The sequence below is a fragment of the Brevundimonas sp. C43 genome (assembly GCF_030732185.1).
GTDB lineage: Bacteria > Pseudomonadota > Alphaproteobacteria > Caulobacterales > Caulobacteraceae > Brevundimonas > Brevundimonas diminuta_C.
Map to the genome: position 1 here is coordinate 789,720 of NZ_CP132231.1, position 26,193 is coordinate 815,912.

At 64.7% G+C, this 26,193-nt stretch carries 27 protein-coding genes, 1 tRNA gene and 1 pseudogene; 14 read left to right on the forward strand and 15 right to left on the reverse strand.

What is annotated here, in order from left to right:
- Positions 1-121 precede the first annotated feature (121 nt).
- Positions 122-1,135: an IS110 family transposase gene (locus tag Q9R14_RS03870; RefSeq protein WP_039247628.1), complete on the forward strand. Its 1,014-nt coding sequence runs from the start codon at positions 122-124 to the stop codon at positions 1,133-1,135.
- A 274-nt stretch (positions 1,136-1,409) separates the two neighbouring features.
- Here Q9R14_RS03870 and Q9R14_RS03875 read toward each other — a convergent pair.
- Positions 1,410-2,619 (reverse strand): annotated as a pseudogene (locus Q9R14_RS03875) (IS3 family transposase).
- Between the two features lie 405 nt (positions 2,620-3,024).
- Here Q9R14_RS03875 and Q9R14_RS03880 point away from each other — a divergent pair.
- The 6 genes from Q9R14_RS03880 (at position 3,025) to Q9R14_RS03905 (ending at position 6,923) form a co-directional block, all read left to right on the forward strand.
- A complete protein-coding gene (locus tag Q9R14_RS03880) occupies positions 3,025-3,486 on the forward strand; it encodes a hypothetical protein (protein ID WP_269219353.1) in 462 nt (153 codons plus the stop codon).
- Between the two features lie 572 nt (positions 3,487-4,058).
- Positions 4,059-4,208: a YhhA family cyclophane-containing RiPP gene (gene yhhA / locus Q9R14_RS03885; protein WP_269219352.1), complete on the forward strand. Its 150-nt coding sequence runs from the start codon at positions 4,059-4,061 to the stop codon at positions 4,206-4,208.
- Positions 4,208-5,365: a cyclophane-forming radical SAM/SPASM peptide maturase YhhB gene (yhhB, locus tag Q9R14_RS03890; RefSeq protein WP_269219351.1), complete on the forward strand. Its 1,158-nt coding sequence runs from the start codon at positions 4,208-4,210 to the stop codon at positions 5,363-5,365. Before yhhA (Q9R14_RS03885) ends, yhhB begins: the two co-directional genes overlap by 1 nt.
- Positions 5,362-5,535, forward strand: a complete 174-nt coding sequence (yhhA, locus tag Q9R14_RS03895; RefSeq protein WP_269219350.1) for a YhhA family cyclophane-containing RiPP — start codon at positions 5,362-5,364, stop codon at positions 5,533-5,535. The genes yhhB and yhhA (Q9R14_RS03895) overlap by 4 nt, the downstream gene beginning before the upstream one ends.
- Position 5,536: 1 nt before the next feature.
- Positions 5,537-6,139, forward strand: a complete 603-nt coding sequence (gene yhhC / locus Q9R14_RS03900; RefSeq protein ID WP_269219349.1) for a cyclophane-containing peptide 2OG-Fe(II) oxygenase YhhC — start codon at positions 5,537-5,539, stop codon at positions 6,137-6,139.
- On the forward strand, positions 6,117-6,923 hold the full coding sequence (locus tag Q9R14_RS03905) for an HEXXH motif-containing putative peptide modification protein (RefSeq protein ID WP_269219348.1): 807 nt from the start codon (positions 6,117-6,119) through the stop codon (positions 6,921-6,923). The genes yhhC and Q9R14_RS03905 overlap by 23 nt, the downstream gene beginning before the upstream one ends.
- Here the strand turns inward: Q9R14_RS03905 and Q9R14_RS03910 are convergent.
- The gene (locus Q9R14_RS03910) at positions 6,920-7,582 is read right to left on the reverse strand and encodes a hypothetical protein (protein ID WP_269219347.1); all 663 of its coding nucleotides are present in this window, start codon (positions 7,580-7,582) and stop codon (positions 6,920-6,922) included. The genes Q9R14_RS03905 and Q9R14_RS03910 overlap by 4 nt on opposite strands.
- Before the next feature lie 95 nt (positions 7,583-7,677).
- Positions 7,678-9,042, reverse strand: coding sequence for an AAA family ATPase (locus tag Q9R14_RS03915; RefSeq protein ID WP_269219346.1), 1,365 nt, complete (start codon positions 9,040-9,042; stop codon positions 7,678-7,680).
- A gap of 564 nt (positions 9,043-9,606) precedes the next feature.
- Between Q9R14_RS03915 and Q9R14_RS03920 the strand changes: the two genes are divergently transcribed.
- The 3 genes from Q9R14_RS03920 to Q9R14_RS03930 are packed head-to-tail and all read left to right on the forward strand — an operon-like array spanning position 9,607 to position 11,323.
- The gene (locus Q9R14_RS03920; protein WP_269219345.1) at positions 9,607-10,113 is read left to right on the forward strand and encodes a hypothetical protein; all 507 of its coding nucleotides are present in this window, start codon (positions 9,607-9,609) and stop codon (positions 10,111-10,113) included.
- A 3-nt stretch (positions 10,114-10,116) separates the two neighbouring features.
- Positions 10,117-10,620, forward strand: coding sequence for a Pycsar system effector family protein (locus Q9R14_RS03925; RefSeq protein ID WP_269219344.1), 504 nt, complete (start codon positions 10,117-10,119; stop codon positions 10,618-10,620).
- A gap of 1 nt (position 10,621) precedes the next feature.
- Positions 10,622-11,323, forward strand: coding sequence for an adenylate/guanylate cyclase domain-containing protein (locus Q9R14_RS03930; RefSeq protein ID WP_269219343.1), 702 nt, complete (start codon positions 10,622-10,624; stop codon positions 11,321-11,323).
- A gap of 220 nt (positions 11,324-11,543) precedes the next feature.
- Here Q9R14_RS03930 and Q9R14_RS03935 read toward each other — a convergent pair whose 3' ends face one another.
- Both Q9R14_RS03935 and Q9R14_RS03940 read right to left on the reverse strand, forming a co-directional pair.
- Entirely contained in the window at positions 11,544-11,819 is a 276-nt protein-coding gene (locus Q9R14_RS03935; RefSeq protein WP_269221135.1) for a metal-sensing transcriptional repressor, read from the reverse strand.
- A 66-nt stretch (positions 11,820-11,885) separates the two neighbouring features.
- On the reverse strand, positions 11,886-12,245 hold the full coding sequence (locus Q9R14_RS03940) for a MerC domain-containing protein (RefSeq protein ID WP_269219342.1): 360 nt from the start codon (positions 12,243-12,245) through the stop codon (positions 11,886-11,888).
- 56 nt (positions 12,246-12,301) lie between these two features.
- Here Q9R14_RS03940 and Q9R14_RS03945 point away from each other — a divergent pair, with 56 nt between their 5' ends.
- Entirely contained in the window at positions 12,302-13,630 is a 1,329-nt protein-coding gene (locus Q9R14_RS03945; protein WP_269219341.1) for an MFS transporter, read from the forward strand.
- Between the two features lie 125 nt (positions 13,631-13,755).
- Positions 13,756-14,940, forward strand: coding sequence for a chromate efflux transporter (gene chrA / locus Q9R14_RS03950; RefSeq protein ID WP_269219340.1), 1,185 nt, complete (start codon positions 13,756-13,758; stop codon positions 14,938-14,940).
- Between the two features lie 80 nt (positions 14,941-15,020).
- On the opposite strand, the gene Q9R14_RS03955 is transcribed toward chrA, so the two are convergent.
- The 6 genes from Q9R14_RS03955 to Q9R14_RS03980 form a co-directional block, all read right to left on the reverse strand.
- Positions 15,021-15,692 (reverse strand): transmembrane anchor protein, encoded by a 672-nt coding sequence (locus tag Q9R14_RS03955; protein WP_269219339.1) that lies wholly within the window; start codon positions 15,690-15,692, stop codon positions 15,021-15,023.
- A 14-nt stretch (positions 15,693-15,706) separates the two neighbouring features.
- Complete coding sequence (locus tag Q9R14_RS03960; protein ID WP_269219338.1) at positions 15,707-16,432, reverse strand: HupE/UreJ family protein; 726 nt, start codon at positions 16,430-16,432, stop codon at positions 15,707-15,709.
- Positions 16,429-19,611: an efflux RND transporter permease subunit gene (locus tag Q9R14_RS03965; RefSeq protein ID WP_269219337.1), complete on the reverse strand. Its 3,183-nt coding sequence runs from the start codon at positions 19,609-19,611 to the stop codon at positions 16,429-16,431. The genes Q9R14_RS03960 and Q9R14_RS03965 overlap by 4 nt, the downstream gene beginning before the upstream one ends.
- 15 nt (positions 19,612-19,626) lie before the next feature.
- Positions 19,627-20,892, reverse strand: coding sequence for an efflux RND transporter periplasmic adaptor subunit (locus Q9R14_RS03970; protein ID WP_269219336.1), 1,266 nt, complete (start codon positions 20,890-20,892; stop codon positions 19,627-19,629).
- Positions 20,889-22,157, reverse strand: a complete 1,269-nt coding sequence (locus Q9R14_RS03975) for a TolC family protein (protein ID WP_269219335.1) — start codon at positions 22,155-22,157, stop codon at positions 20,889-20,891. The genes Q9R14_RS03970 and Q9R14_RS03975 overlap by 4 nt, the downstream gene beginning before the upstream one ends.
- A gap of 112 nt (positions 22,158-22,269) precedes the next feature.
- A complete protein-coding gene (locus Q9R14_RS03980; RefSeq protein ID WP_269219334.1) occupies positions 22,270-22,683 on the reverse strand; it encodes a hypothetical protein in 414 nt (137 codons plus the stop codon).
- A gap of 171 nt (positions 22,684-22,854) precedes the next feature.
- On the opposite strand from Q9R14_RS03980, the gene Q9R14_RS03985 reads away from it, so the two are divergent.
- Positions 22,855-23,052, forward strand: coding sequence for a hypothetical protein (locus Q9R14_RS03985; RefSeq protein WP_269219333.1), 198 nt, complete (start codon positions 22,855-22,857; stop codon positions 23,050-23,052).
- Here the strand turns inward: Q9R14_RS03985 and Q9R14_RS03990 are convergent.
- Both Q9R14_RS03990 and Q9R14_RS03995 read right to left on the reverse strand, forming a co-directional pair.
- On the reverse strand, positions 23,049-23,402 hold the full coding sequence (locus Q9R14_RS03990; RefSeq protein WP_269219332.1) for a VOC family protein: 354 nt from the start codon (positions 23,400-23,402) through the stop codon (positions 23,049-23,051). The genes Q9R14_RS03985 and Q9R14_RS03990 overlap by 4 nt on opposite strands.
- Positions 23,399-24,040 carry a hypothetical protein gene (locus tag Q9R14_RS03995; RefSeq protein WP_269219331.1) on the reverse strand — a complete coding sequence of 214 codons (642 nt, stop codon included), beginning with the start codon at positions 24,038-24,040 and terminating at the stop codon, positions 23,399-23,401. The genes Q9R14_RS03990 and Q9R14_RS03995 overlap by 4 nt, the downstream gene beginning before the upstream one ends.
- Positions 24,041-24,240: 200 nt before the next feature.
- On the opposite strand from Q9R14_RS03995, the gene Q9R14_RS04000 reads away from it, so the two are divergent.
- The gene (locus Q9R14_RS04000; RefSeq protein WP_306003566.1) at positions 24,241-24,792 is read left to right on the forward strand and encodes a helix-turn-helix domain-containing protein; all 552 of its coding nucleotides are present in this window, start codon (positions 24,241-24,243) and stop codon (positions 24,790-24,792) included.
- Positions 24,793-25,083: 291 nt separating this feature from the next.
- Here Q9R14_RS04000 and Q9R14_RS04005 read toward each other — a convergent pair.
- Together Q9R14_RS04005 and Q9R14_RS04010 are read right to left on the reverse strand one after the other, a co-directional pair.
- Positions 25,084-25,173, reverse strand: a tRNA-Ser gene (locus Q9R14_RS04005).
- 87 nt (positions 25,174-25,260) lie between these two features.
- A complete protein-coding gene (locus Q9R14_RS04010) occupies positions 25,261-26,193 on the reverse strand; it encodes an NAD regulator (protein ID WP_306003567.1) in 933 nt (310 codons plus the stop codon).

Here is a 26,193-nt window from a genome sequence, read left to right on the forward strand (position 1 = left end):
CCACCCGCGCAGCGCTACGCGCGACGCGAAGCCGACCTGACGTGATGGTGTGGACGACCTCCGCCTAACCGGCTGTTCTGGCGGTGTCGTCATCAGGGACGTCACGTCTAGGAGCGGTATCATGCAGACCATCGCTGTCGTCGGGCTCGATCTGGCGAAGACTGTTTTCCAGGTTCACGGTGTAGCCGCAGACGGCACGGTTGTCGTGAGACGGCAACTGCGGCGCGGCCAGGTGCTGGCCTTCTTCCAGTCGATCGGGCCATGCCTGATCGGGATCGAGGCGTGCGCCTCAGCCCACCACTGGGCGCGTGAGCTGATGGCGATTGGGCACGAGGTGCGGCTCATGCCGCCAGCTTACGTGAAGGCCTATGTGAAGCGAGGCAAGACCGACGCGGCCGACGCCGAGGCGATCGCCGAGGCCGTCACCCGGCCGACCATGCGGTTCGTGGCTGTGAAGTCGAAGGTCCAACAGGCGGTGTTGATGCTCCACAAGACCCGGGATCTCCTGGTTCGCCAGAGAACGATGCTGATCAATGCGCTGCGGGGTCACCTCGGGGAGTACGGCCTCACCGCGCCTCAAGGCCCCGCCGGGGTGCAGGCCGCTCTGAAGGCTTTGCGGGAAGAGGATCAGGACCTGCCGGATCTGGCGCGAGCCGCCCTTGGCGGATTGGCGGAACAGCTCGAACACCTCGGCGAAGAGATCGGCCGACTGGAGCGTCGGATTCTCGATTGGCATCGGCAGGACGAGACGAGCCGGCGGCTAGCGACCATCCCGGGCATCGGCCCGATCACCGCCAGCGCCATGGCGGCCAGCGCGCCAGATCCAAGTCTCTTCCGGTCGGGCCGCCAGTTCGCAGCCTGGCTGGGGCTCACGCCGCGTGCCAACAGCAGTGGAGGCAAGGATCGCCAGGGTGGCATCAGCAAGATGGGCGACAGCTACCTTCGACGTCTTCTCGTCGTCGGGGCGACAGCCGTCCTCCGAATGGCCCGGCAGCAAAGACGCGAGGGCTGGGTTGGCAATCTCCTCGAACGCAAGAAGCCGAAGGTCGCTGCCGTGGCCTTGGCCAACAAGACGGCCCGCATCGCCTGGACCCTGATGGCGCGACAGGAGGACTACAAGCCCACGGCGGCCTAGAGATCGGCCCGGTCTTCACCCAGGACCGGCGCCGTAGGCGAAGGAGTGGTGAGACGTGATGACGAACCGGCCGCAGCCGGGGATCGGTGAAACCCAGGGGGTCAGAGCGCCTTGAGCGCGTTGACGTGATTAGGGAGCCGGTCCGCGGACTTCATCAGGGCCAGCAGCGCACACAGCTGCATCAACAGGCCGAACACATGACTGCACTCGACCGAGCGCCAACGTCGTTTCCACTCTTGCGTCTTGGAGGTCGTCCACACATGACCCCCATTTCTCATCCAGCCATAACGAGAGTCCTTTGGTGATCTGAGCTGGGGTTGTCGGGGTTGGCAAGAGGCCGGTCAGCGCAGCCCCCAACCAGCGCAGCGGACCGGCCGATCTGTCCGGTGAGCGCTTCTGCATAGGCCTGCGGCGTCAGCCACCCGAGCTTCGAGTGCGGACGCCGTTCGTTGTAATCGCGCCGCCAAGCTTCGAGCACTGCGCGGGCGTGCGGCAGGGATCGGAACAGCGTCTCGTTCAGCAGCTCGTCGCGCAGGCGTCCGTTGAAGCTCTCGTTGAAGCCGTTCTGCTGGGGCTTGCCGGGCGCGATGTAATGCCAGCCGACGCCGGTGCTGTCGGCCCAGGCCAGGACCGCGTTCGAGGTGTATTCCGTCCCGTTGTGGCTGCGCCGACCTTCGGTTCGCTGACGATGGTGTCGGGCCGGCCCCGCTGCCGGATGACGGCGTCCAACTCCCGCACGACCCGCGCGCCCGACAGCGAGGTGTCGGCCACCAGCGCCAGGCATTCACGCGTGCAGTTGTCGATCACCGTCAGGATGCGGAAGCGCCGCCCGTCAGTCATCTGGTCGGCCACGAAGTCCAGCGACCAGCGCTGGTTCGCCACCAGTGGCAACTCCAGCGGTCTTTGGGTGCCGATGGCGCGCTTCCGACCGCCGCGTCGACGGACCGTCAGTCGCTCCTCGCGATAGATCCGCTGGATCCGCTTCCTGTTGACCGCATGGCCTTCGCGCCGCAGCAGCACGTGCAGGCGGCGATAGCCGAACCGGCGACGCTCCTGGGCCAGAGCCTTCAGCCGGTCGCGCAGCGCGCCGTCGTCCGGGCGCGTCGCCTGATAGCGCACGCTCGTCCGATCGACGCCCAGCACACGGCACGCCCGCCGTTCGCTCATCTCGTAGGCGGCCTGCAGATGGCTAGCCGCCTCGCGATAGCCGGCGGGCGTCACCACTTTTTTCCCAGCAGATCCTTCAGCGCGACGTTGTCCAGCATCGCGTCCGCCAGCATCCGCTTCAGCTTGGTGTTCTCGTCCTCCAGCGCCTTCAGCCGCCGGGCCTCCGACACGTCCATGCCTCCGAACTTGGCCTTCCACTTGTAGAAGGTCGCCGAGCTGACACCGTGTCGCCGGCACACCTCTGCCGTCGCCACACCGGCCTCCTGCTCCCGCAAGATCCCGATGATTTGCTCTTCCGTGAACCTTGATCGCTTCATTCTGTCCGTCCTTCGTTGGGCGGACTCTAGCTATTCCTGGAGGAGTTTCAGGGGGTCACGTCAGACCAGATGAAATGTAAATTACGTCTATCTGAGCCCAAACCCCGGAAAACTAGCCCCAAGCCTCTGCATGGGGGAGGGCGATCATAGACCACCAAGCGCATGCCAACGTGAAACAGGAATGATGCCGCCTAGCATGTGCATTCCTTTCGTGATCTAAAGCCCCGGTCGCGGCTCGGCTTGAACACCGCTCGCGACCGCGCATGCCGTGAACACAGGAGACCCCGCTTTTGTCGGGCGGCTCCCGGAATACAACACCTCTCGTAGGAAATACGGGAGGCGCGTTCCCTGTGTGCGCGTGTTCAACCGCCCCGGCTTCAGCCGGAGGCGAACACGGGGATGACTATGCGTATTCAAATGCTGGCATGCGCCGCTGTGGCGCTGTCCTTGTCTGCTTGCCAACCGTCCAACCAGGTTCAGATAAAACCACCTGAACAACAATCAGCCGAGCAGCAACTGGAGGCGATCCGCCAGCAGGATCCTGACTATGTTACAGAAGCGGAGAGCAGAGCAAAACTGGAGCAGATACCGGCGCGGCCTGAATCACCGTCTGACAAGATATGGTATGTCGCTGCTGTGGGGGAAGGAAGGTGTGAAAGCCTTACCAGCAGCATCAACCTGGAAAACCCTGCCCAAGTCATCGATCTATTCGCTTCGCAGGGAATGCCTCTGGAAGTCATCTACGATGATGGTTCTATGGTGGCGGTGCGGAAGGTGGGAGATCCAAATGATGCAGGAATGGTGTTTGTCAGAGGGGAGTCGACCTGCCGGACTGCCTTAATCGGCCTTACGGCCATGGCGCGCTGAATTTCAGCTTTGTCTTCTCCGCGCAAGCTTTGACGACGCCGACGGTATCCTCCTCGTGATCTCGCCGCGGCCCGTTATCCGAGGAATCCTTTTGGTGTCCCATTGTCGGGTGCGGAAGATGGTCGATCGGACATCCGTACTTGGACGACACGGTCGCGGGCAAATAGCTTCATCTGACGTGGTCGATTGCCCACGTCCGTTTCTGACTCAAGGGAGAAGTCCAAAGCGTCCGTTTTTCGACGGCAGCGGCGGAAGCTGAAAGACGAGCGGAGCTGGAGCAATGTGCGCAGCGCGGCATACCAAGACTCAGCGCTCTGCGGAGCGAGTATCAGGATCGAGTTCCGCGCAATAGCAGGCGCCTAATTATAGCTTTATCAATAGGACTAGCAAAGTATTAATCCATCCTAACGGATAGGACGTGTTGGTTGCACATTGAGGTGGAGGTTAGACTCTGTCAATAAACGCCCATTAACTAGGATCAATGTTTAGAACCCGCAGCATATACGCTACGACAAAAGGGGTGGAAAACTTCGACCGCTCAGGCTATTTTCCACGCTGAACGAGGAAGTGCCATGGATCGACCGCAGCAAACCGACACCATTCTCCGCGCCAAGGAGGTGCCCTCTGCGGCCCTGGCGCGGCTCATCGGCGAAGTCACCGGGCCCGAAGTGAAGGCAGCTGCCGGTCGCTACAACCGGACGCACAACCGGCACAATCGATAGTGCCGGCGGAGACACCGTTCGTTCTCGACACGGTGCTGTTGAAGGTTGCGAGCCGCTGCAACCTCGATTGCAGTTACTGCTACGTCTATCACATGGGCGACGAGGGCTGGCGCGATCAGCCCAAACGTATGAGCGCCGAGACCGGCGCTCGCATCGCCGAGCAACTGGGCGGCGTCTTCCGTGCGCAGCAGGTTCCCTTCAGCGTCGTACTTCACGGGGGCGAGCCGCTGCTCTTGGGACGCAAGCGGCTGGCCGAGCTGCTCGCTGCGCTGCGCGCCGAGCTCCCGCAGCCTTGCGGGCTTCACATCCAGACCAACGGCCTGCTGCTGAGCGACGACATCATCGATGTCCTGATCGCCTACGATGTGGGCGTGTCGATCAGCATCGATGGCCCGGCAGAAACCCACGACCAGTTTCGGGTCGATCACCTCGGACGTGGGAGCTACACGCGGGTTTCGAAGGCGATCGCCCGGCTGCGAGCGCGCCCGGACGCGATGCCCTTGTTCGCCGGGGTGTTGGCTGTCATCGACCCACGCACCGACCCCGCGGCGGTCTATGCCTCGCTGAAGGCTGCCGGGGCGCCGGGCGTGGACGTCCTGGTGCGCGACGGGAACTGGGATCGGCTTCCGTTCGGCAAGGCGGCTCCTGAGACGCTCGAGTACGGCAAATGGCTTGAAGGTCTGCTGATGGCCTATCTTGCCGATGCCGATCCTCCGCGGGTGCGCCTGCTCGACGACTTATTGCGGCTGATCTTGGGGGGGCGGTCCCAAAAGGAAGGGGTCGGCCTTTCCGACTACGGCATCCTAGTGATTGAGCCCGACGGCGAAGTGCAGAAGAACGACACCCTGAAGGTGGCGCACGCCGGAGCCGACCGCTTCGAGACCACCTGGAATGTCCACCGTGATCGGCTGACGGACATCCTCGGGAGCCAAGCCTACGCGGCCTACCACGCTCAGCAGCAACCCACGTCCAGTCTATGCCAAGCCTGCCCCGAACTGAGCGTATGCGGCGGCGGCATGGTCGCCCACCGCTGGCGCGACGGCTCGGGATATGAGAATCCCACCATTTTCTGCGCCGACCAGAAGCACCTCATCGCGGCCATGCGTGCGACGATCGCGCAATTGCCCGCCTTGGAACCGAGAAGCACCGCCGCATGACTGAGTTGGACCCCAAAGCCTTTGCCGCCGGACCCGAATCGAAGCTGATCGGCCTGAAGGCGATTAGCAGCACCGCCTTGCGCCGGCTTATCGAGGAGGTGCGCAACACGGGCGACGCCAAAGCCGATGTGACGGCCTACAATCGCACCTATCACCGGCACAATCGCTGAGATGAGCGTCGCCGCCACGGGGTTCGACATCGGCCGGCCGGATCTGCAGGTGGCGCCTTTCAAGCACATCCTGGTGGACCGCTGCCTGGATCCGCACGCTGAGACGGCGCTGCTGGACTGGTTCGAGCGGGACGCGCCTTGGCGGCTGGTCGAAACCGACTTCTACGAGCAGTACGAATTCAGCCTGTTCCATGAGACTTTGCCGCCAGCGGTCGCCCGCCTGTTCGACGAGTGCGCTATGGCGGCGCTCCGCCGGCAGCTGTCCGAGACGTTCGGCGTTTCGTTCACGCCACGCCTAAACGCCATCGCACACAAGTTGACGCCCGGTCAGCGCATCGCGATCCACAATGACTACCTTGTCGGCGAAGAGACCCACCGGCTGACCGTGCAGCTCAACCGCGGGCTCGATGTGGAGGCTGGCGGCCTCTTCATGTTGTTCAACAGCTTCGATCCCACCGACATTCATTCCATCCATCGGCCCCTCTCGCGCAGCGGGATCGGCTTTGCGATCGGGCCGGACTCGCATCACGCCGTTTCGCGCATGCACGCCGGGGAGCGGTTCACGATCGTCTTTTCCTTCTATGCCGAGCCCGTCGATTTCTGACCTGGACCTCGACTTCACCCGGCCGTGGTTTCCGGGCCTTGCGGAGCATCTGGTGGGGCCGGTTCTGGCCGCGCGCGGCCTGACCCCCGCCACGTATCGAACCAAGCGCTGGATTGACGGGGAAGCAGTAGACGCCGGACCACCATCGCGCTTCGAAGATCCGCCGTCGTCGCTGATCAAACCCTATGCCGAGATGGGGCTGGCCTTCGCCGCCCCGCCTAGCTCGAAGGCTCATGCCTTGCTCGGCGACGCCTGGGGGTTCCTGGACCGTGTGCCCGATGCGGAGCAGGCGATCTCGACCCTCGTTTGCTCGATTCATGTCCTCGAGCCACCCGGTCCGGGCTACGACACCAGCCATAGCGATCCTGACCTGCCGTGCTCAATCTTCCTGTCACTGCCCATCGGCGAGCCGCACGCGGCGCTTCGGGCTGCCGAGTCAATCCTCCACGAGGCCATGCACCTGCAGCTCACGCTGATCGAGGCGCAGGTGCCGGTCGTGCGGGCCAGCGGCGCGACCCTCTATTCGCCGTGGCAGCAATGCCACCGCCCGGTGTCTGGTCTCGTGCACGGCCTCTATGTCTTCGCCGCGATCGACGCCTACTTGGCCGAGCTGCTGACCCAGGACGGAGTCCTCGACGAAACGGCCGCATTCGCGCGGAAGCGACGGCGCGAGATCGGCGAGGAGATTAGCGAGGCGAGGGAGGTCGTGGGCCACAACGACCTGACGCGCTTCGGCCTGGCCTTCGTCGATGGCTTGCTGGCGGAGATGAACGCGCGCGCCTAGCGGCCGAGGGTGTCGAGGACCATGGCACTGAACGGCTCCTGCGCCTGCGCCATCACCTCCAGTTCGGCGGCGGCGTCGTGGCCGTCTGCCTGCGCCTCGGCGCTCGCGCCCGGCAGCAGCCCGGCTCGAACGAGCTTTTGCAGCGCCGTTACATGGCGGAAGTAGCGCCAACGGACCCCGTTCAGCTCGATGCGGTCGAGGTTCAGGCATTCAATGGTGGTCCAACCGATTTCGCTCAGACCAGTCGGCACACTGTTCTCGAAACGGATGTGGGCCCTAGGATCCTCGTCGCCGGTCGGATCGAGCAGGAGCGGCTCTTCATTGGCCACCGCCTCTGGGGTCGTCGCCCGGGCGTCCGGGTTGCGCAACGGGAAGAGGTTCTTCTTTCGTGAGCGATTGCAGCGCTCGCAGGAGAGGACCAGGTTCGTCCAGTCGTAGGCGAGCCAGTAGTAGCCTGGACGGATCGTTGGTGCGCCGACGTTCTGCTGGCTGTAGGCCTTCGGTCGCTGATGCTCAGTGTCGCCATAGCTGAAGGCGCGGAAGTCGCCTTCGCAGTAGGCGCACTTGCCGTGCTGCATCGCGATCAGGGCGTCCTTCACCGGAGTCGCGCCGTAGATCTTGTTGTCGAACGTGAAGGGCTCGTCTTTGCCACCGGCCACTCCCGGTCGGTCACTTACCGCTTGGTGCATTGCCTGCACAAGGGCATCACCGGCCCTCAGATCGGTCGGCGCCGGAGCTGTGCGCTCTATTCTGATCACGTGTCGGCGCCGTCCCGCTCCAAGCGCGCCGCGGCGCGGCGGATGATCGCCAGTGCCCGGTCGTCGGCTGGATCACTCTCCTGCGGCAGGTCCATCAGTTGCTGCTCGACCTCGGCGAGCCGCAGGGTCTCGGCCGGGGTCCGCTGGCGCTTGGTGCGGAGTAGGCGCTGTGTCTCGAAAAGGGCCTCGACCTCTGGCGAATAGGCCGATGTCAGGCCGAAGAGTTCCGAGGTGATGACCTGGTCGAGTCGCCAGCCCTTGACCGCATCCGGCTCGTTGACGATCACGGCATGGTCGCCCTCGCGGCGCACCACGGCCAGGTTCTCCGACATGTAGGCCTGGGCCATGAGCGGGCTGTGGGCGGTAGCGATGAACTGCACTGCCGGGAAGTGGGCCGCCAGCCGTTCGCGAAGTTGCCGCTGCCAACGTGGGTGGAGGTGAAGGTCGATCTCGTCCACCAGCACGATAGCTGGTTGTAGCAAGGGGTTGGCGCTCTCGGGATAGTGCCGGAATAGCCGGTAGCCAATGTCCGCCAGCCACGCCGTCATCGTCTGATAACCGAAGCTGAGCTCACTTAGTGGAACTTCGCCGTATGGGGTGCGGACTACGACCCCTACCTTCTGCCGCGGCGTGAGGGGGGAGGGGCCGTAAAGGATAATGTTCTCGGCCGTCTCCACGTCGGGCAGCAGGGCCGCGATCATCTCCTTCATAACCCTGTTCTGGCGCGAGGAGATCTTGCTGCCTCGCCGCAGCGCCGCGTAGTCAAGCTGCTGAATCAACTCCTCGGCGTCCACGAGCTCGACCTGGTCGTCAAAGAGCGAGGCCATCCCGGCTGTGGCGGACACCGGATCGATGTTGCCCCGCCCGAGCTTTCGACCGGCACCGTAGGCGATGATCAGGGGTTCCTTTTTTATGACGTCTTCAGTCTGGCTTGCCTCGAACCGCTCGATTTTGCCGCTCTTCCGCTCGAACTCGACGAAGTTGGTGAATTGCCGGGACCGGCGGTTTCGCTGCGACTCGTCGAGCACGCCAGCGGCGACGAACGTCGCCTCGAGCCGCACATTTTGCGCGCCATGACGTGCAAGCGCCTCAATATTGGAAACTTCCGACGCTCCCGTAGGCTCAATAAAGAAGGTGGGGTCCTTCGCGCCGTCCGGGTCATTAGTGTTCCGGAAGGGTGCCATGTGGGCGATACACTGGAGCAAGGTAGTCTTACCCACGCCGTTATCGCCCAGGATCAGTGTCCACCTGGCCAAGCGATCTTCGCTGTCGCGCAGGCTCAGAACATGATCGTCCTTGAACGACTTGATGTTCGAGAGCTTGAGCTCGGTCAGGTACGTACCAGTCTTGGCGTTCGGCATATGGCGTCTCTGGCACGAGTCGCGCTCGGGCTCTGCTGTGTTCGACTTGCGTACTGCAAAGCGGCGTCAAGCTCCATACGCTCAGCGGTCCTCGACGTCCCTCCGCAAGGCGCGCCGGTGATGTTGGCCACCTTTGTGCTGAGCGTAGACAATCGTTGAATCGCGCTCGTCCCAGCGGCGTTAGAAGCTGAGTAGCACGCCGCCTCTCACCATCGACCAGAAGTGCCTTGATCGCCTCGTTCACGGCCATCTGCCCGGTATCGCTGAATGTCTGCATTCGGATGCCAGCCCAACTACCGCTACTGGCGTATCTCAGACATTTGCGTCCGAAGGCAGCACCTGACTCATAGCGGCCGTTGAACCTGTCCGCTCATAGGGCTTACCTGACCTTTCCAAGCGCAGGCGGTCGGCCGTTTGGACGAGGTCAGAAGATCGCAATTTTGTAGACCTCTGCGCTAGTGAAAAACCGACGATCCACAACTATCGAGTGTTGGGATAACGACGGTCATTGCATCCCCTGACATCGGAGAACAGAATGGCAACTCTGATTCGAGCGAGGAAGTGATGACCGATCAAACTAGCGAAGTCACTGACGGAGTGTCGGCAGGGCCGGATGCTGACGAGTCCCAACCGAGCATATTCGACCAGCCGGAAGGCACGGACTGGCTCCTAGCGTGGTTGCTTACGTATGCAGAGAACTACGGAGTGGAGTTTCAAGTCACGCTGCACGTTCGCGGGCTGATTATCACGGGCGTGCTGATCAGCGGTCATGCGTACCTGACTGAGATGGCTAAGCAGTTTCGTGGGCTGATCCATGGGGATCCTCCCGAGGGGCAACTATCAATCCATGCGCTCGTTGCGGACTCTCTGGATCAATACAAATCCATCTACCGCGACCCCGCGAGTGAAGGACCATTTGAACTGGCTCAGCCGGGATACATGCATTTGAGACGATCGAGGATCATCCATGATAATGGCACGATGATCCCGAGCGGCGGTGCCCTCTGGCGCGGAAAACTTAGCTCAGTTGACGGCTTCACCATCGGTGAACTGTCGGTTTCGCGGAGCTAACACATGGACAACGAACGCGGCTTCGCCCTAGGTCAGCTGGATCGGGTGCAGGCGATGTTCCCACGAGTGGAGGGCAAGGCTTCGTTTCTCTTCGCACTCGATGTCGCCATGCTCGCGGTCGTCGCAGTCAACTTGAAGCTGACGGCATCGATGGGCTGGGAGGGCGGCATCGCCTTGGCCACCATTGTCATCCTCGGCGTTAGCCTGTGGAAGTTATTTGCCGCTTACGCCCCCAACCTCGAAGGCGCGAGCAGAAAGTCCCTAGTGTATTTCCGCGACGTGGCCCAGCACACCGAGAGCGCCTATTGCGCCGCCGTGAAAGCGGCCACCGATGCGGACTTGATCGACGACGCGCTGGCTCAGGTTTGGCGCAACTCCGAAATACTCCAGCGCAAGTTTGACCGGGTACAGGATGCGTTCACTGCGACGATGGTGAGCGTTCCGTTTTGGCTAATCTTCCTGGTGGCTACGTCGTTCGACACCGGCTTCGTCAAGCTGGGGAACTGACGTGGCATTCAAAGAGAATCTGACCAACTACGTCGTGAACGGGCTGGCAGGGGAGTGGGAGATCACGGCCGGAACGGTCGTCCCACACGAAGGAATCCTGAAAGTCGCGAAACACGGCAGCCGGGTCCAAGCCACAATCCTCTATGCTGATCTAGCGGATTCAACGCAGCTCGTTGATGGGTCGGCTGACTGGTTCGCGGCAGACGTCTACAAGGCGTTTCTGCTCTGTGCCGGGCAGGTCATCCGCTCTGACGCTGGTGAGATCGTGTCGTATGACGGCGACCGCATCATGGCTGTCTACATGGGTGATGATCGGGACAGCCGCGCTGTCAGGTCCGCCTTGACGATAAACTGGGCTGTCAGGGAAATCGTCCGCCCCGCTATCCAGCGGCGCTACCCGACGAGCACATATCAACTCCGTCACGTCGTGGGGGTAGATCGGTCTCAAGTGCTGGCTACGATCGGCGGTATTCGGGGCAACAATGACCTGATCTGGATTGGTCGCGCTGCGAACTATGCCGCGAAGCTTTGTTCTGAGGATGACAACTGGCCGACTTGGATCACCGGAGAGGTCTACGATCACATCACAGACGATCTTAAGTACGCGATCGACACAGGTTCGTTGATTTGGGAAGGCGCAGTTTCAAATGCGCTACCGCATATGCGGGTGGTGCGGTCGTCCGGGTGGTACTTCTATACCTAATGATACTCTGTCGCGTGATGGTAGCCGAAATCTGAGCGAGATCGGATCGCTTGGGATAGCTGTTGAGGAATGTCGTGTTGCGGGCGGCTAGTGAATGACCCCTTCTGGCGCATAGGCGACCCGAGGCAGCGGGAAGGGCAGGGCGCTTTGCGCCTAAGCGGCATTCACCGAAACCGAGATTGCTGGGGGTAAACTTGGTACTGTCCGCCTCCGGTCGATCTCACAGATACTTCGTGATCTCGCGAAACTGCCCCATCGCCTGACGTGCCTCCGCCGGGTCGCCTTCGGCCGCGTGCGCTAGGCAATGGTCGATATGGTCGTGGATCAGCGTCTTCTTCGCGGCGGCGACAGCCTTTTCGATCGCATGCAATTGCTGGGCGAGGTCCAGACACGACCGCTCGGCCTCGATCATGCCGATGACTGTACGCAGGTGCCCTTCGGCCCGCTTGAGCCGCTTGATGATGTCGGGGTGCGAGGCGTGAGATACGTGTGCCATGGAATTTGACCTATCCCCCTGGAGGGGATACGGCAAGATGAAATTCCAGTCCGTAAGGCGCGCGGATCAGACCCGACGAAGGGAAGCGACGTGCGCCGAGATCAGGAGAAGCGAACCGAGAATCGTGCTCCCCACAGCCCAGCCGTGCCCCATGAGTTCGGTCGCGCCGAACGCCAGTAGCGAAACGCCTAAGACGGCGACCGTCTTGATCGCGGTCGCAATGTCCGGTCGGCGCAGGATCGACCCGTAGGCGAAGGGCGCCGCGATAAGGGCGAACACGCCGTGCAGCCACTCGGTCGTCGCCAGACCGATCAGCGGCAAAGCGCTGACCAGCACGGGGGCCGTCAGACAGTGCAACAGGCACACCACGGACAGACCGGCGCCCAGAACGTCTCCAGACCTGCGAGGCGTAAGGGCTTCCGACAAAGACATACTCCGATGTTACGCCGTAACGTTTAGTTCCCTCAGTCAGGCATTGAAAGATGTTCTCCCCGCTTCGTAACGCCGCATATCGCCACCTCTTCATCGCCCAGGTTTCGGCCCTGCTCGGAACGGGGATGGCGACGGTGGCGCTGGGTCTGCTCGCTCATGACCTCGCCGGCGCCAATGCGGGCGAGATCCTTGGGGCGGCCCTGGCCATCAAGATGATCGCCTATATCGGCGTCGCACCCTTCGCGAGCGCCCTGGCGGCGAAGTTGCCGCGCAAGACCCTGCTGGTCGGCCTCGACCTCGTCCGCGCGGGCGTGGCCGTCGCCCTGCCGTTCGTGGGCGAGGCCTGGCAGGTCTATGCCCTGATGACGGTGCTGTACGCGGCCTCGGCCGCCTTCACCCCGGCCTTCCAGGCGATGATCCCGGACATCCTGTCGGACGAGGCCGAATACACTAAGGCGCTGTCGCTCTCGCGGCTCGCCGCCGATCTGGAAAGCGTCGCCAGCCCCATCGTCGCCGCCCTGCTGCTGGCGGTCATCAGCTACAACAATCTGTTCGTCGGCACGGCTATAGGCTTCGTCCTGTCCGCAGGTTTTGTCGTCACGGCGATCCTGCCGCGTCCGTCGGACGTTCGGCCCCTGCCTTTCCTGCGTCGCCTGACCGGCGGCCTGCACCTGTTCGCCTTCACGCCTCGACTGCGCGGCCTGTTGGCGATCAGCCTGGCGACGGCGGCGGGCGGCGCCATGGTGTTCGTCAATACGGTCGTGCTGGTGCAGTCCAACTTCGGTCTGTCGCAACAGGCGACGGCCTGGGCGCTGGCGGCCTTCGGCGGAGGCTCGATGACGGCCGCCGTCCTGCTGCCCCGTCTGCTGCACAGCCTGACCGACCGGACGGCCATGGTCCTGGGCGCGGGACTGATGACGGCGGTTCTGACAGCGGGCGCGATCGTCGCCGACACCTATCCGATCCTGATCGGCCTGTGGATCGCGATGGGGTTCGGCTACTCTCTGACCATCACGCCGGCGGGTCGGGCTTTGCGCCGGTCGGCGGCGCCCGAGGATCGACCGGCCCTGTTCGCGGCCCAGTTCGCCCTGTCCCATGCCTGCTGGCTGATCGCCTATCCCGTCGCGGGTCTGGTTTCGGCCGAAGCCGATCCGAGGGCGGCCTTCATGGTCCTGGCCGGGTTGTGCGGTCTGGGCGTCGTGCTGGCCTTGTGCATCTGGCCTGCGCATGATCCGCTAAACCTGCTGCACAGCCACGACGACCTGGCGGCCGAGGATCCGCATCTCAAGGAAGGGATGACGTCGGATGAAGCGTGCGCGACGCACGCCCACCCCGTGGTGATCGACGACCGTCACAGGCGCTGGCCGCGCGGGAGGTGATGCGATGAACGCTTCACAAACGCGGCCTTTGGCATAAGCTGCAAGTACGGGCCTGCTGCGGACGCCCGTTCAGACGCTTCGTCCAAGATCCGCTCCATCGGCCGCGCCTGCGGTCTGGAGCCGACATGACGACATCGTTCGAACCCCGTCCCCCTTCACTTTCCCTGCTGAGCCTGTTCCTGAAGTTTCTCGGTTTCGGCGCGATGGCCTTCGGCGGTCCCGTCGCCCAGATCGCCATGATCCGGCGGGCGTTGGTCGAAGAAGAGCGATGGATCTCCAGCGCACGGTTCAACAAGCTGATCGCTGTGATGCAGGCGTTGCCCGGTCCGGAAGCGCATGAACTATGCGTCCACCTTGGAGTGATGGCGAGGGGGCGTTGGGGCGGCGTTCTGGCCGGACTGGGTTTCATGGCGCCGGGGTTTGTCCTGATGCTGGGCGCGGCCTGGCTTTACGACACCTTCCTAGCGGGCCGGATGATTTGGGTCGGCGCCCTGACCGGCGTCCAGATCATGGTCCTGGCGTTGATCGCCCGCGCCGTCGAGAAGATCGGCCGCCATGCGATAGCGGGGGCTCGACTTTGGGGCGTCGCCGTCTTCGCCCTGGCGGCCACGCTCTTGCACGCACCCTTCTGGCTGCCGCTCGTGGTTGGAGGTGTGGTCGGCGTATTGCGCGCGCCAAGATTGGTTCTGGCAGGGCTTCTGATCGTCGCGCTGGGCCTGGCCTATCTCATGGGCGACCGCACCGCTGGTCCGTCCGTCGCGATCCAGGCGTCGGAGCCGACGCTTTGGCTGCTGTTCCTCGCCGGTCTGAAGGGCGGTCTGCTGACCTTCGGCGGCGCCTATACCGCCATTCCCTATGTTCAGGCCGACACGGTGGGACGGGGCTGGATTTCGGGACCGGCGTTTCTGGACGGGGTGGCCTTCGCGGGCGTCCTGCCGGCGCCCCTGGTCATCTTCAGCACCTTCGCCGGCTATCTGGCGGGCGGGGTTCCCGGCGCCCTTGTGATCACGGCCGGGATGTTCCTGCCGGCCTTCGCCTTTTCGCTGGTTCTCTATGAAAGACTGGAGGCCTTGGTCGAGGCGCCGACCCTGCACGACACTCTGACGGGCGTCGCTGCCGCCGTGGTCGGCGTCATCGCCGGCGTCTGGTTACGGATGGCCTGGACGACGGGAGCCGCCGTACCCTCGTTGGTGGTCGGCATGCTTATCTTCATCGTCGCCCTGACCGCGATCTGGCGCCTGAAAAGCCGCTGGGCGGCCCCCGTGGTTATCATCGGTGGAGCCGTGGCCGGGCATCTTGCTCTGGGTTGAAAGAAAAGAGGGCCGCCCTTTCGAGCGGCCCTCAGTCTGCGTCGGGTCAGACGAACGATACCCATCCGCACAAGCCGGTGTCAGACCACCCGCTTGATCTCGGTATAGGCGCCCTGGGTGCGCAGGGTGATGGTCACCGGCTCGCCCGTGCGGTTGCGCCAGAACCAGCCGTGGCTGCCGGTGAAGGCCGCCGTCAGTTCGCCGGACTGCTGCTGGGCCGAGCCCTTGCCGTAGCCGTGGTAGGACAGACCCGGTCGGTCGGCGTGGGTGTCGAAGTTGATCTTGCCCCCGCTGCTGAGCCAGGTGAACCGCGCCTTGGCGCCTTCGGCCATCACCAGCTTGATCTCGGCGGCCTCGTCAGGCGCGAGGGTGATCACGGTCTCGTCGTCGCGCATCTCGACAGCGGGCGTCGCGGCGGCGGGAGCAGGCGCGGCTTCGGCGGGGGCGGCGGGAGCGGTTCCCCCTGCGGCGGGCGTCGCCACTTCGAGCGGCGGAGCCTCCGAAAGGCCGGACGCGGCGGCCGCATCGGCAGCGGCGTCGGCCTCCGCTTCAGCGGCGAGTTGGACCTTGATGCGGCCCATTTCAGTCAGGCCGAGCGCCGAGCCGATACGGGTCGGATCGACGCCGTATTCGCTGGGCAACACCACGGTCACGAGAAGGACCGAGGCGACGGCGGCGGCGATGCCGGTGGATTTGAGAAGCTGACCTGTGGTCGGCAGGTCGGAGCGGGCGGGACGGTTTGCGTTGTACATGGAGGTGTCTCCGATCATATGACGAAGAAGCCGACGAGCTGATAGCCCATCAGGATGAAGCCGCAGGTCATCAGGACGACCTGGGTGAGGTAGGCGTGTTTCCAGAAGCTGTTCGACTGACGCCAGAAGCCCATCAGGATCAGGATGCCGCCCAGGGCGAGCAGTTGGCCGATCTCGACGCCGATGTTGAAGGCGATCAGGTTCGGGATCAGACCGTCAGGCGACAGGTTGAAGTCCTGCAGCTTGGTGGCCAGGCCGAAGCCGTGGAACAGGCCGAAGACCAGGGTCGCGCCCTTGGTCGAGGGCTGGAACCCGAACCACCTCTGGAAGGCGCCCATATTGTCGAGCGCCTTGTAGACGACCGACAGGCCGATGATGGCGTCGACCAGATAGCTGGAGACGCTGATGTCGGTCAGCACGCCCAGCAGCAGGGTCGAGGAATGGCCGATGGCGAACAGCGTCACATAGATGCTGATGTCCTTCATCCGGTAGAGGAAGAAGATCACGCCGAACAGGAACAGCAGGTGGTCGTAGCCGGTGACCATGTGCTTGGCGCCCAGATAGACGAAGGGCCAGAACAGGAAGCCGGAGGTTTCCTGGATATAGCCCTTGTCGCCCTCGGCGACGCCGTGGGCGAGGGCCGTGCCGAGCAGGCCGTCGGCGAAGAGGATGAGTAGGCCCAGCAGGAGGACGCCCGTGGGCGTCCTCCACCAGGCGGCCAGATGGCGCGCGACGGTCATGCGTTGCTCCGATTGAAAGGCAGGCGCGAACGCCAGTTGCTAGAGGTTCCGGCCCCGGCCGAAGGGCGACCGTGAACCAGGCTGTAGAGAGCCGGCAGGACCAGCAGGGTCAGCACCGTCGAGGAGACGATGCCGCCGATGACCACGGTGGCCAGCGGACGCTGGACCTCCGCGCCTGCGCCGACATTGATCGCCATCGGCACGAAGCCGAGGCTGGCGACCAGGGCGGTCATCAGGACCGGCCGAAGCCGGGTCAGGGCGCCGTCGCGGATCGCTTCTCCGACCGGTTTGCCCTCCTGGATCAGCGACCGGATGAAGGTCACCATCACCACCCCGTTCAGCACGGCCACGCCCGACAGGGCGATGAAGCCGACGCCTGCCGAGATCGACAGGGGCAGACCGCGCATAGCCAGCGCCGCCACCCCGCCGGTCAGGGCCAGGGGCACGCCGGAGAAGACGATGGCGCTGTCCTTCCACGAGCGGAACAGGGCGAACAACAGGCCGAAGATCAGCAGCAGCACGGCCGGAACGACCAGTTGCAGCCGTTTGGCGGCAGAGATCAGCTGTTCGAAGGTGCCGCCATAGGTGACCCAGTAGCCGGCGGGCAGTTCGACTTCGCGTTCGATCCGCTCCTGGGCCTCTCCGATGAAGGAGCCCAGGTCGCGGTTGCGGACGTTGGCGGTGACGACGATGCGTCGCTTCCCGTCCTCGCGGCTGATCTGGTTGGGTCCCGTCTCAAGCCCAATCGTGGCGATCTCGCTCAGCGGCACGAAGCCGCGCGGCTGACCGTCAATCGCCGGCACCGGCACCTGGATGCGGCCGATGGCGTCGGTGTTCGACCGAAGCGCCTCCGGCATCCGCACGACGATGTCGAAACGGCGGTCGCCCTCGAAGATCTGCCCGGCCGTCGTGCCGCCCATGGAGGTGGCGATGACGGACTGAACATCGTCGATGCTCAGACCCAGGCGGGCGATGGCGGCGCGGTCGGGCGTGATCTGCAGCATGGGCAGGCCGGTGACCTGTTCCGCCTGCGGATCGGCCGCGCCGGGAATGGCGCCGACGATCTCCTCGATCTGCGAGCCGAGCTGCACCAATTGATCCAGGTCGTCGCCGTGAACCTTGATGGCCACGTCGGCGCGGACGCCGCTGAGCAGTTCGTTGAACCGCATCTGGATCGGCTGGGTGAACTCGTACTTGCTGCCTGGCACCTCGCTGACGGCCTCCTCCATCTCGCGAACGAGCTGCAGCTTGGGCTTTCTCGGGTTCGGCCAGTCCTCGCGATCCTTCAGAAGGATGAAGGTGTCCGCGACCGAGGGCGGGACGGGATCGGTCGCCACTTCGGCGGTGCCGATCTTTGCGACGACACGCTCTACTTCCGGGAACTTCGCCAGTCGGGCCTCGAGCGCGGTCTGCATCTGGATGGCCTGGGACAGGCTGGTTCCGGGGATGCGCAGGGCGTGCATGGCGATGTCGCCCTCGTCGAGGTTCGGCACGAACTCCGAACCCATCCGAGAAGCGATCAGGCCCGAGAGCGCCACCAGGGCTACGGCGGCGCCGACCATCAGGACGCGGGCCTTCAGTGCGAAGTCGAGGGCCGGCTGATAGCCGGTCCGCGCCCAGCGCATCAGGAAGCTGTCCTTCTCCTGAACCTTGCCGGTGACGAACATCGCCACGGCCGCCGGCACGAAGGTCAGCGACAGGATCAGGGCGCCGGTCAGGGCGATGACCACGGTGATGGCCATAGGGTGGAAGGTTTTGCCCTCCACGCCGTCCAGCGCAAAGATCGGCACGTAGACCAGGGTGATGATCAGCACGCCGAACAGGGACGGACGGATCACCTCGCTGGACGCCGAGGCCGCAAGGCTGAACCGTTCCTCGCGGGTCAGCAGGCCGCCCTTGTGGTGCTGGGCTTCGGCGAAGCGACGCAGGCAGTTTTCGACGATGATGACGGCGCCGTCGACGATCAGACCGAAGTCCAGGGCGCCTAGGCTCATCAGATTGCCCGAGACCCCGGCCTGAACCATGCCGGTGATGGTCATCAGCATGGTGATCGGGATGACCGCCGCCGTGATCAGGGCCGCCCGGATGTTGCCGAGCAGCAGGAACAGGACGACGATGACCAGAAGGGCGCCTTCGACCAGGTTCTTTTCGACCGTCTTGATGGCCCGCTCGACCAGGTCGGTGCGGTCATAGACCGGCGAGGCGACCACGCCCTTGGGCAGGGCCTTGGCGGCTTCCTCCAGTCGCGCCGCCGCCGCCTGGGCGACCACGCGGCTGTTCTCCCCGGCCAGCATCAGGACGGTGGCCAGCACCGTCTCCTTGCCGTTCTCGGTCGCCGCACCGGTACGAAGCTCCTCGCCCAGGCCGACGTCCGCGACTTCCGCCACCCGGATCGGAACCCCGCCGCGCGTCGCGATGACGATGTTGGACAGGTCTTCCTGGGTGGAGGCCTGACCCGGCACCCGGATCAGCCATTGCTCGCCGAAACGCTCGACATAGCCGGCGCCGACATTGGCGTTGTTGCGCTCCAGCGCCTCGACCACTTCGCCCATGGTCACGCCGAAGGCCGAGAGCCGTTCGGGGTAGGGGTTGACGTGGTACTCACGCACGAAGCCGCCGATGGTGTTGACCTCGGTGACGCCTGGGGTGTTGCGCATTTGCGGGCGGATGACCCAGTCCTGCAGTGTGCGCAGGTCTTCGGGCGTATAGGCCGTGCCGTCCGGCTTGCGGGCGTTGGGTTCGGCCTCGATCGTGTACATGAAGATCTCGCCCAGCCCCGTGGCGATGGGGCCGAGTTCCGGCGACAGACCCGGCGGCAACTGACCGAGCGCGCTCTGCAGCCGCTCGTTGACCAGTTGCCGCGCCCGGTAGATGTCCGTGCCGTCCTCAAAGACGACCGTGACCTGGCTCAGGCCGTAGCGCGAGACGGATCGGGTGTAGCTGAGGCCGGGCACGCCGGCGATGGCGGTCTCGACCGGGAAGGTGATGCGTTGTTCGGCTTCGAGCGGCGAATAGCCGGGCGCCTCCGTGTTGATCTGGATCTGGACGTTGGTGATGTCGGGCGTGGCGTCGATGGGCAGCTTCTGGAAACTCCAGACGCCGACCGCCGCCGCGACCAGGACGAGCGCCATGACGACCCAGCGGAACCGGATCGACAGCGCGATGATGCGTTCAAGCATGATGCGCGCGCCCCCTTAGTGGTCGTGGCTCGCGCCGGACTTGTCGATGTCCGCGCGAATGAGGAAGGCGCCGTCGACGACATAGGTCGTGCCGGGCTCGATGCCGCCAAGAACCTCGGTCCACTCGTCGGTCCGACGGCCCAGATCGAGCATCCGCACCTCGTATGTGTCGCCGACTTTGGCGTAGACGACGGTGAAGTCGCGGAACGGCTGCAGGGCCTTGGTCTTGACCGCCAAGGGAACTTCGCCTGCCCCGACCTGGACGACGCCCGACACGCCCAGACCCGGTCGCCAGGCGCCCGACTGGGCCCCCAGGTGGACATGGGCCACCATCGTCTGGCTCATCACGTCCGCCGACGGCAGGATTGCCTCGATCGTCGCCGTGGTCCGGCTGTCGCCGGCCAAGCTCTTGACCTCGACACGCTGGCCGACACGGACGCGTTCGGCGTCACGCGGATAGAGGAAGAACTCCGCGTGCAGTTGGGACGGGTCGCCGATCTCCAGCATGGGCTGGCCGCCGCCGGTGATCTGGCCGGGGTTGGCGTTCTTGACCGTGATCACGCCCGAGATCGGGGCTGTGACCGTATAGGTCTGCAGGCTTTCGCTGGACTCGACGCGTGCCAGGACCTGGCCGCGCCGGACCGACTGACCCAGTTCCACGTTCATCGAGACGATCCGACCCGGATAGCGGGCATGGACCTCGGCCTTGCCCTCGGGCTTGATCTCGACCCGACCGTTCAGCGGCAGGGTCTCTCCCAGCACCGCCGGCCCGACCCGTTCCGTCGTCACACCGCCGGCCTGAGCCGCCTGCGCGGTGATCGTGGTCCGTCCCTCATAGGACTGATAGGTCCAGTTGGACCGATTGCCGGCCCGGACCGCATTGACCGAGACGTCGAACGAGTGAGGCTCGAACACGACGCCGGGGCTGGCCAGATAGTCGTTCTCCGGGGTGAAGACGAACCGATCCACCTTCGGCCCCAGACGGCTCAGGGCCATTGTGACCTGGACCTGACGCGGATCCAGCGGCTTGTCGTTTTGGTACGGATAGAGGCGGAAGAGCGGTTCCGGACCTTCTTCATAGATGGTCACTTCCAGGGCGAAGTCGCCGTCGCGGAGCAGACGACCGTTGTGCGGGCCGCGCTCGTAGTCGGCGGCGGCGGCCGCCGCCTCCTCGGCGGTCGGTTCCGCCTTCTCCGTGCCGCCGCCGCAGGATGCCAGGGCAAGAGCCAGAACGGTTACGGCCGCGCCATAGGCGAGCCTGGGGGTTCGGATGCTGTTCATGGTTGGGTCTCCAGGCCGAGCAAGTCGGCGTGCGCTCCGGTCAGCCGGTCGAGGCGGGCGCGGTCGTTGTGGAAGGCCTGCAGCACGGCCACGCGTCGGGCGCGGGCCTGCAGAAGGGCCGTATGGGCGGACATGACGTCGTTGTAGGTGAAGCCCCCTCGGGCGAAGCCGTCGCGGACCAGGGTCACGGCCCGTTCCGCCTGAGGCAGGGTCTCCTCGGAAATCCGCCGCGCTTCGTTGGCCTGGGTCAGAAGCAGGACCTGCAGACGGGCGATCTCGCGATCCAGTTCGATCCGGCGCGCGTTCATGTCCGCCTGGGCGGCGACGCCTTCGGCCCGTGCGCGGTCGATGGCACCCTGGTTCGTGTCGTAACGCTGCAGGGGAATACTGCCCCCGAACACCAGCGAGACGTCGTTGGCCCACATATGCCGTACCCCGACGCTGACCGTCGGATCGGCCACGGCGCGCGCCTCTTCGACACGAACCTGGGCCTCGGAGATTGCCCGACGCGCCTGGAAGACCTCCAGGTCGGCCGGCGAGACCTCGCCCGCCGCGATCCGGGACGCGCTGGTGTCCTCGAAGGCGTCGCGGCCGACCGAGAAGTCGACGACGCCGTCCCAGAACTTCGCCAGCACGATGCGGGCGAGGCGGGCCGCGACCTCGGCCTGATCGAATTCGATCTGGGCCTGGGCCAGTTCCGCCTCGGCGCGCGCCCCGGCGAACAGGGGATCGCGGGCGGCGTTGACGCGCCGCTGCACCTCGGCCTGGAAGCGTTCGGCCAGATTCAGTCGTTCGCGGGCGATCTCCACCTGGGCGTCGGCGGCGAGGGCGTCGGTCCAGGCGCGCTGGACCAGTTCCAGCCGGTCGAGTTGGGCCACCCGCGCCTCGGCGACGACCAGCAGGCCTTCGCTACGGGCCAGGCTGGACCGCGCCGGTCGATCGCCGCCGCGTTCCAGCCTCTGATCATAGGTCAGGGTGGTCTGGGTCTGGTCGATGAAGGAACCGGCGCCGAAGGTCGGCAGGTTCTCGACCATCAGGCCAAGGGTGGGGTTGGGCCGCACGCCGGCTTGGCGCACCCCGGCCTCGACGGCGCGCAGGCGCGCCTCGAGACCGGCGCGGGCCGGGTCGGCGGCGATCGCGCGGCGCAGGGCCGCATCGAGGTCCATGAGGGGCGCCGCCGATGAGGCAGGCGCGGCGGGCGACTGCGCGAGCGCAGAGGAAGGCGGCGACAGGGTCGCGGCCGCGACGAGCACCAGGGCGGACACAGCCGCGCCTCGGCCTCGCCATCCGGCAGAGCCGGACTGAGGACGTATCAAGGAATTTCTCCAACAGGACGCACACGGCCGAACGGCCGCGCAGGATCAGCTTTTCAGGCGATCAGGCGTTCTGTCTGGGAGGTTGGTGCGGGGCGTCGACCAGGGCGCCGGGCGGCACGGAATCGGGCGCAGGCCCGAGACGCGCGACATGGATCATGGAGCCGTCGATCGACGGCAACTCGTCGCCGATGACCAGATGCTGGTCGCCGCCGCCGTGGTGGTGGTGCGGTTTGACCGGCTGCTCGTCGATATCGCTATCGGCGACGTCGAAGGCGGTATCGCCCGGTACGGCATCGACAGCCTGGCGATCATGGTCGTGGTCATGATCGTCGGCGGCGATTTCGACGTAGGCGACGCCGGGGAACTGCACCGCATGTTCGATCTTGTGCTCGGCGCTGATCGCGCCAAAGCCCTGCAGCGCGACCATCAGGGTCACGGCTAGGCCGACGCAGAACTGGCGAGCAAGGTGCGACAATGGAATACCCCGGAGCCTCCGCTTACGCCGAACGCGGAGTTTCGGCAATGGGACGCTCCTGGGGCAGATTGTCCTTGACGACCCCTAGAGTGATGACGGTGCGTTGGGCTCATCTTTGGATTGTATTTACGTCGCGTGTGTAGTTGTGCCTCTCGAACAGGGAGAGACGCGATGAAAGCGATGTCCGGTATTTCACCCCAAGTGGCGGGCGGTGTTCTTGTCGCGGGCTCCGTGCTCTCGGCGGCGACCTTCATTCTCTGGGGCGCAAGCATCGGGCACGCGATGGAGGCCGTCGAAATGTCGGCTCTCGCCGTGGTTCCCGCCGCGCTCGGCATGGCGATCTATCGCTCGGGTCTTCGCAAGGCCTAGTCCGAGATCCGTCCGATCCTGACGAGCGTCCCATCCGGATCGCTCACCGCGAACTCGTAGGTTCCCCACGGCTTCAACTCGGGCGACCCCGGGGCGAGGATAAGATCTCGGACGCGGTCGGCGACCGCGTCGACGTCGTCCACATAGAGGTACAGGCCGAAAGGATTGTCCTCGATCCGTCCCGGCCATTGGGCGGCGCTCAGATGCAGATGCCACCCCCGACCATCGGACAGGATCAGATAGTGCCCATGGTCGCTGACGACCCGAAAGCCGAGGCGGGCGTAGAAAGCTTCGCTGACCTTCAGGTCACGACTGGCCAGAATGGCGACGGCTCGATGCGTCTCGCTCATCGTGCGGGCTCCTTAGCGGGGGCGACCATCATCTGCGATGCGATCAGGATCGACCAGAGGCCGAACAGGGCCGTGGCGGTCACCGCTGGATAGAGGCCGAAGGCGCCCTGGCCGACGATCATCCAGCACGCCGCTGCGACGGCCGCGATGAGGCCGAGGCCGCCCGCGATCCGTGCCACCATGTCGAGCCGCAGCATCCGCACGGCCCAGGTCGCCATGGCCGCTGCGGTCAAGGCCATGCCCAGATTGGCCAGGGCCTGGTTCAGCGCCACGAAACCCTTGAGCATCAGACGTGCATCGTCCGGTTCCAGGCGCGCCGCGACGCCGCTGGCGGCGAAGCCGCTGATCAGGGCGGCGGCGATGAAGGCGGTCATGCCGCTGTCGAGTAGCATGGCGCCGAGACGAACACTGAGGTGTGCCTTGCCCAGTCGCTGCGCCCATTCGGCGTGACCGAAACGTAAGGCCAGCAGGCAGACGATCATGGCGCCGTGCACGGCCGTGTTGCTCCAGTCGTTCAACAACAGGCCGTCGTCCGGTCCTTTGAAGGATGTGGGGTGGTGAAGCATCAGCGTGGCCGCAGCCCCGACAGCGCCGACAATCAATCCCCCCGAAATACGATCCTGATCGCGCCCGGTCATGTTCATCCCCTCGAAATATGGAGAGCGAAGGTGGGCGCAGAGGCAGACTGTCCGCCAGAGACGAAACCGCCAAAAGTCCGATTCCGGACAACGGGGCGCAATCGTCCGCCGGCATGGTCGCCTGACGGGCTGAACGTCGTGCGGGCTTGGGCTATCGTCACGACATGACCCAAGGTGCCGATCACGATCTGGACCGCCGAATGAAGCGCACCCGCGCGGCGATCTTCGACGCCCTTATCCGCCTGATCTTCGAGCGCCGGTACGACGCCATCCGCACGGCCGATGTCATCGAGGCCGCCGGCGTGGGCCGCTCCACCTTCTATGAGCATTTCCGGAACAAGGACGAGGTTCTGCTCGCGGTGATCGAGCCGGTCTTCATCCCTTTGGCGGCGGCTGCTTCCGGTCGGACCAGTCGAGCCGCGCTGAAGGCCATGCTCGAGCACGTTTGGCCCCAACGCGCCTTGACCCGGATGCTGTTCGAGCCGCCGCTGTTGTCCAAGCTGCAACGAAAACTGGCGACCATGATCGAGGCCCGTTGGCCGATGGGCGCGGAGAGAGCGGCGGCGCTTCTTTCTGCGGGTAACGCCGCCGGACAGATGGCCATGCTCCGGATGTGGCTGATTGGAGAAGTGTCGTGTTCGTCAGACGAACTCGCCGGATGGTTCATGGAGTTCAGCGCACCGCCCGCGCCGACATGTACCGACATGAACCACCCAATGTCGTTTTTTGGGACAGATGGTGAGGTCCGCTAATGGCGCATTGCAGACTTCGGTGAGCAAAGGAGGGCAGGGGTCTTTGCGCCTAGCGGTGGCGTTTGAAGGATAGTGGCTTCACGAAATGCGATCTCCGATCAGGCCTTAAGGCTGCATAAGTGGAGACAAGTTAGCGTTAGACTGACAGCACCCCCGTTAGACTGCCAGCACCTCCGCGCCAGCACCAACCGGGGGTCAGACTGACAGCACAGACCCGCCTCATCTTTTGAGGGGAGGGATGTGGGCCGGAAGCCCTATCGGGGTAAATTATATAAATAATTCAATCGGAAATGGCGGAGAGGGTGGGATTCGAACCCACGGTACCCTTCCAGGCACGCCGCATTTCGAGTGCGGTACATTCGACCACTCTGCCACCTCTCCGCGGCGCCGATATCGCTTGGTCGAGCGAGGGGCTTCTCTAGTCGGAGCCGCAGCGCTTCGCAACCCGTCTGTGAAAGAAATCCGACGCTATCTTTGCGCGGGCAAAGACAGGCCCGGCGCGGCGCCGGTCTGGGCGTCCACGCCTTTGAATCGAAACAGTTCGGCGGGTCGGCCGCCCGTGGTGGAAGACAGCTGTCCGGTGGGTTCGACCAGCCCTGTCCGCTCCACACCGCGCCGGAAATTCTGCTTGTGCAAGCTGAGACCCGATACGGCCTCGGCGCCCGCCTGGAGTTCAGACAGGGTGAAGACGCCAGGCGTCAGATCGAACAGAACCGGGCGGTATTTCAGCTTGCTGCGTAGCCGGCCGAGCGCGGTCGCCAGGATGCGCCGGTGATCGGACGACATAATGCGGCCCGGCATGGGCTGCGTGGGCGGCCGGTCGGCGTCGCGCCAGGCCTCGCTGACCAGACGCGCTTCGTAGAGCAGTTCATAGCGTTCTAAGACTCGCTCCTCGTTCCAGCGATGATCGGGCGTCAGGGCGAACAGGGCGCGAGCGCGGGCCAGGCGGTGCTCGTCGCCATCGGCCCAGGCCAGTAGGCCTTCCGTGATCTGAGCCTCGCGGCCGCCGCGCCGGTCTTCCCATGGGAAGAACTCGAATACGGCGTCCCAGCGGGCGTCGTGTGTCTGGCCTTCCGCCGCGTCGGGCGTCAGGGCCAGATAGCCGACGGAGACCTCCCTGTGACGGCCGGGGCCGGGCGTCGCGCGGGGAGAGGCGCGGCCCGCGTCGCCGAAGGTGTAGAGCTGTTCGACAAAGCCGAGCCGGAACCCGGTCTGAACAGTCACGAAGTCCCGCAGGGCGCGCTCGAAGGTTCGGTCGCGCACCGGATCGAACGGCCCGAAGGGCAGGGCGCGCGAACCGTCCTCGGTCGGGGTCGTCAGGACGACGGCCTGTCGGTCTTTCAAGGTCATCACGACCGCCGACAGACCGATGCGAACGCCGTCCTCCGCCCCCTGGGTCAT

Coding starts and splice junctions, on each gene's coding strand:
- Q9R14_RS03955 (WP_269219339.1), bottom strand. CDS start 15,692: ATGTACAACGCAAACCGTCCCGCCCGCTCCGACCTGCCGACCACAGGT.
- Q9R14_RS03935 (WP_269221135.1), bottom strand. CDS start 11,819: ATGGCACACGTATCTCACGCCTCGCACCCCGACATCATCAAGCGGCTC.
- chrA (WP_269219340.1), top strand. CDS start 13,756: ATGACGACATCGTTCGAACCCCGTCCCCCTTCACTTTCCCTGCTGAGC.
- Q9R14_RS03985 (WP_269219333.1), top strand. CDS start 22,855: ATGAAAGCGATGTCCGGTATTTCACCCCAAGTGGCGGGCGGTGTTCTT.
- yhhC (WP_269219349.1), top strand. CDS start 5,537: ATGAGCGTCGCCGCCACGGGGTTCGACATCGGCCGGCCGGATCTGCAG.
- Q9R14_RS03915 (WP_269219346.1), bottom strand. CDS start 9,042: ATGCCGAACGCCAAGACTGGTACGTACCTGACCGAGCTCAAGCTCTCG.
- Q9R14_RS03920 (WP_269219345.1), top strand. CDS start 9,607: ATGACCGATCAAACTAGCGAAGTCACTGACGGAGTGTCGGCAGGGCCG.
- Q9R14_RS03880 (WP_269219353.1), top strand. CDS start 3,025: ATGCGTATTCAAATGCTGGCATGCGCCGCTGTGGCGCTGTCCTTGTCT.
- Q9R14_RS03905 (WP_269219348.1), top strand. CDS start 6,117: ATGCCGAGCCCGTCGATTTCTGACCTGGACCTCGACTTCACCCGGCCG.
- Q9R14_RS03965 (WP_269219337.1), bottom strand. CDS start 19,611: ATGCTTGAACGCATCATCGCGCTGTCGATCCGGTTCCGCTGGGTCGTC.
- Q9R14_RS03970 (WP_269219336.1), bottom strand. CDS start 20,892: ATGAACAGCATCCGAACCCCCAGGCTCGCCTATGGCGCGGCCGTAACC.
- Q9R14_RS03870 (WP_039247628.1), top strand. CDS start 122: ATGCAGACCATCGCTGTCGTCGGGCTCGATCTGGCGAAGACTGTTTTC.
- Q9R14_RS03945 (WP_269219341.1), top strand. CDS start 12,302: ATGTTCTCCCCGCTTCGTAACGCCGCATATCGCCACCTCTTCATCGCC.
- Q9R14_RS03995 (WP_269219331.1), bottom strand. CDS start 24,040: ATGACCGGGCGCGATCAGGATCGTATTTCGGGGGGATTGATTGTCGGC.
- yhhA (WP_269219352.1), top strand. CDS start 4,059: ATGGATCGACCGCAGCAAACCGACACCATTCTCCGCGCCAAGGAGGTG.
- Q9R14_RS04000 (WP_306003566.1), top strand. CDS start 24,241: ATGAAGCGCACCCGCGCGGCGATCTTCGACGCCCTTATCCGCCTGATC.
- Q9R14_RS04010 (WP_306003567.1), bottom strand. CDS start 26,193: ATGACCCAGGGGGCGGAGGACGGCGTTCGCATCGGTCTGTCGGCGGTC.
- Q9R14_RS03990 (WP_269219332.1), bottom strand. CDS start 23,402: ATGAGCGAGACGCATCGAGCCGTCGCCATTCTGGCCAGTCGTGACCTG.
- yhhA (WP_269219350.1), top strand. CDS start 5,362: ATGACTGAGTTGGACCCCAAAGCCTTTGCCGCCGGACCCGAATCGAAG.
- Q9R14_RS03960 (WP_269219338.1), bottom strand. CDS start 16,432: ATGACCGTCGCGCGCCATCTGGCCGCCTGGTGGAGGACGCCCACGGGC.
- Q9R14_RS03925 (WP_269219344.1), top strand. CDS start 10,117: ATGGACAACGAACGCGGCTTCGCCCTAGGTCAGCTGGATCGGGTGCAG.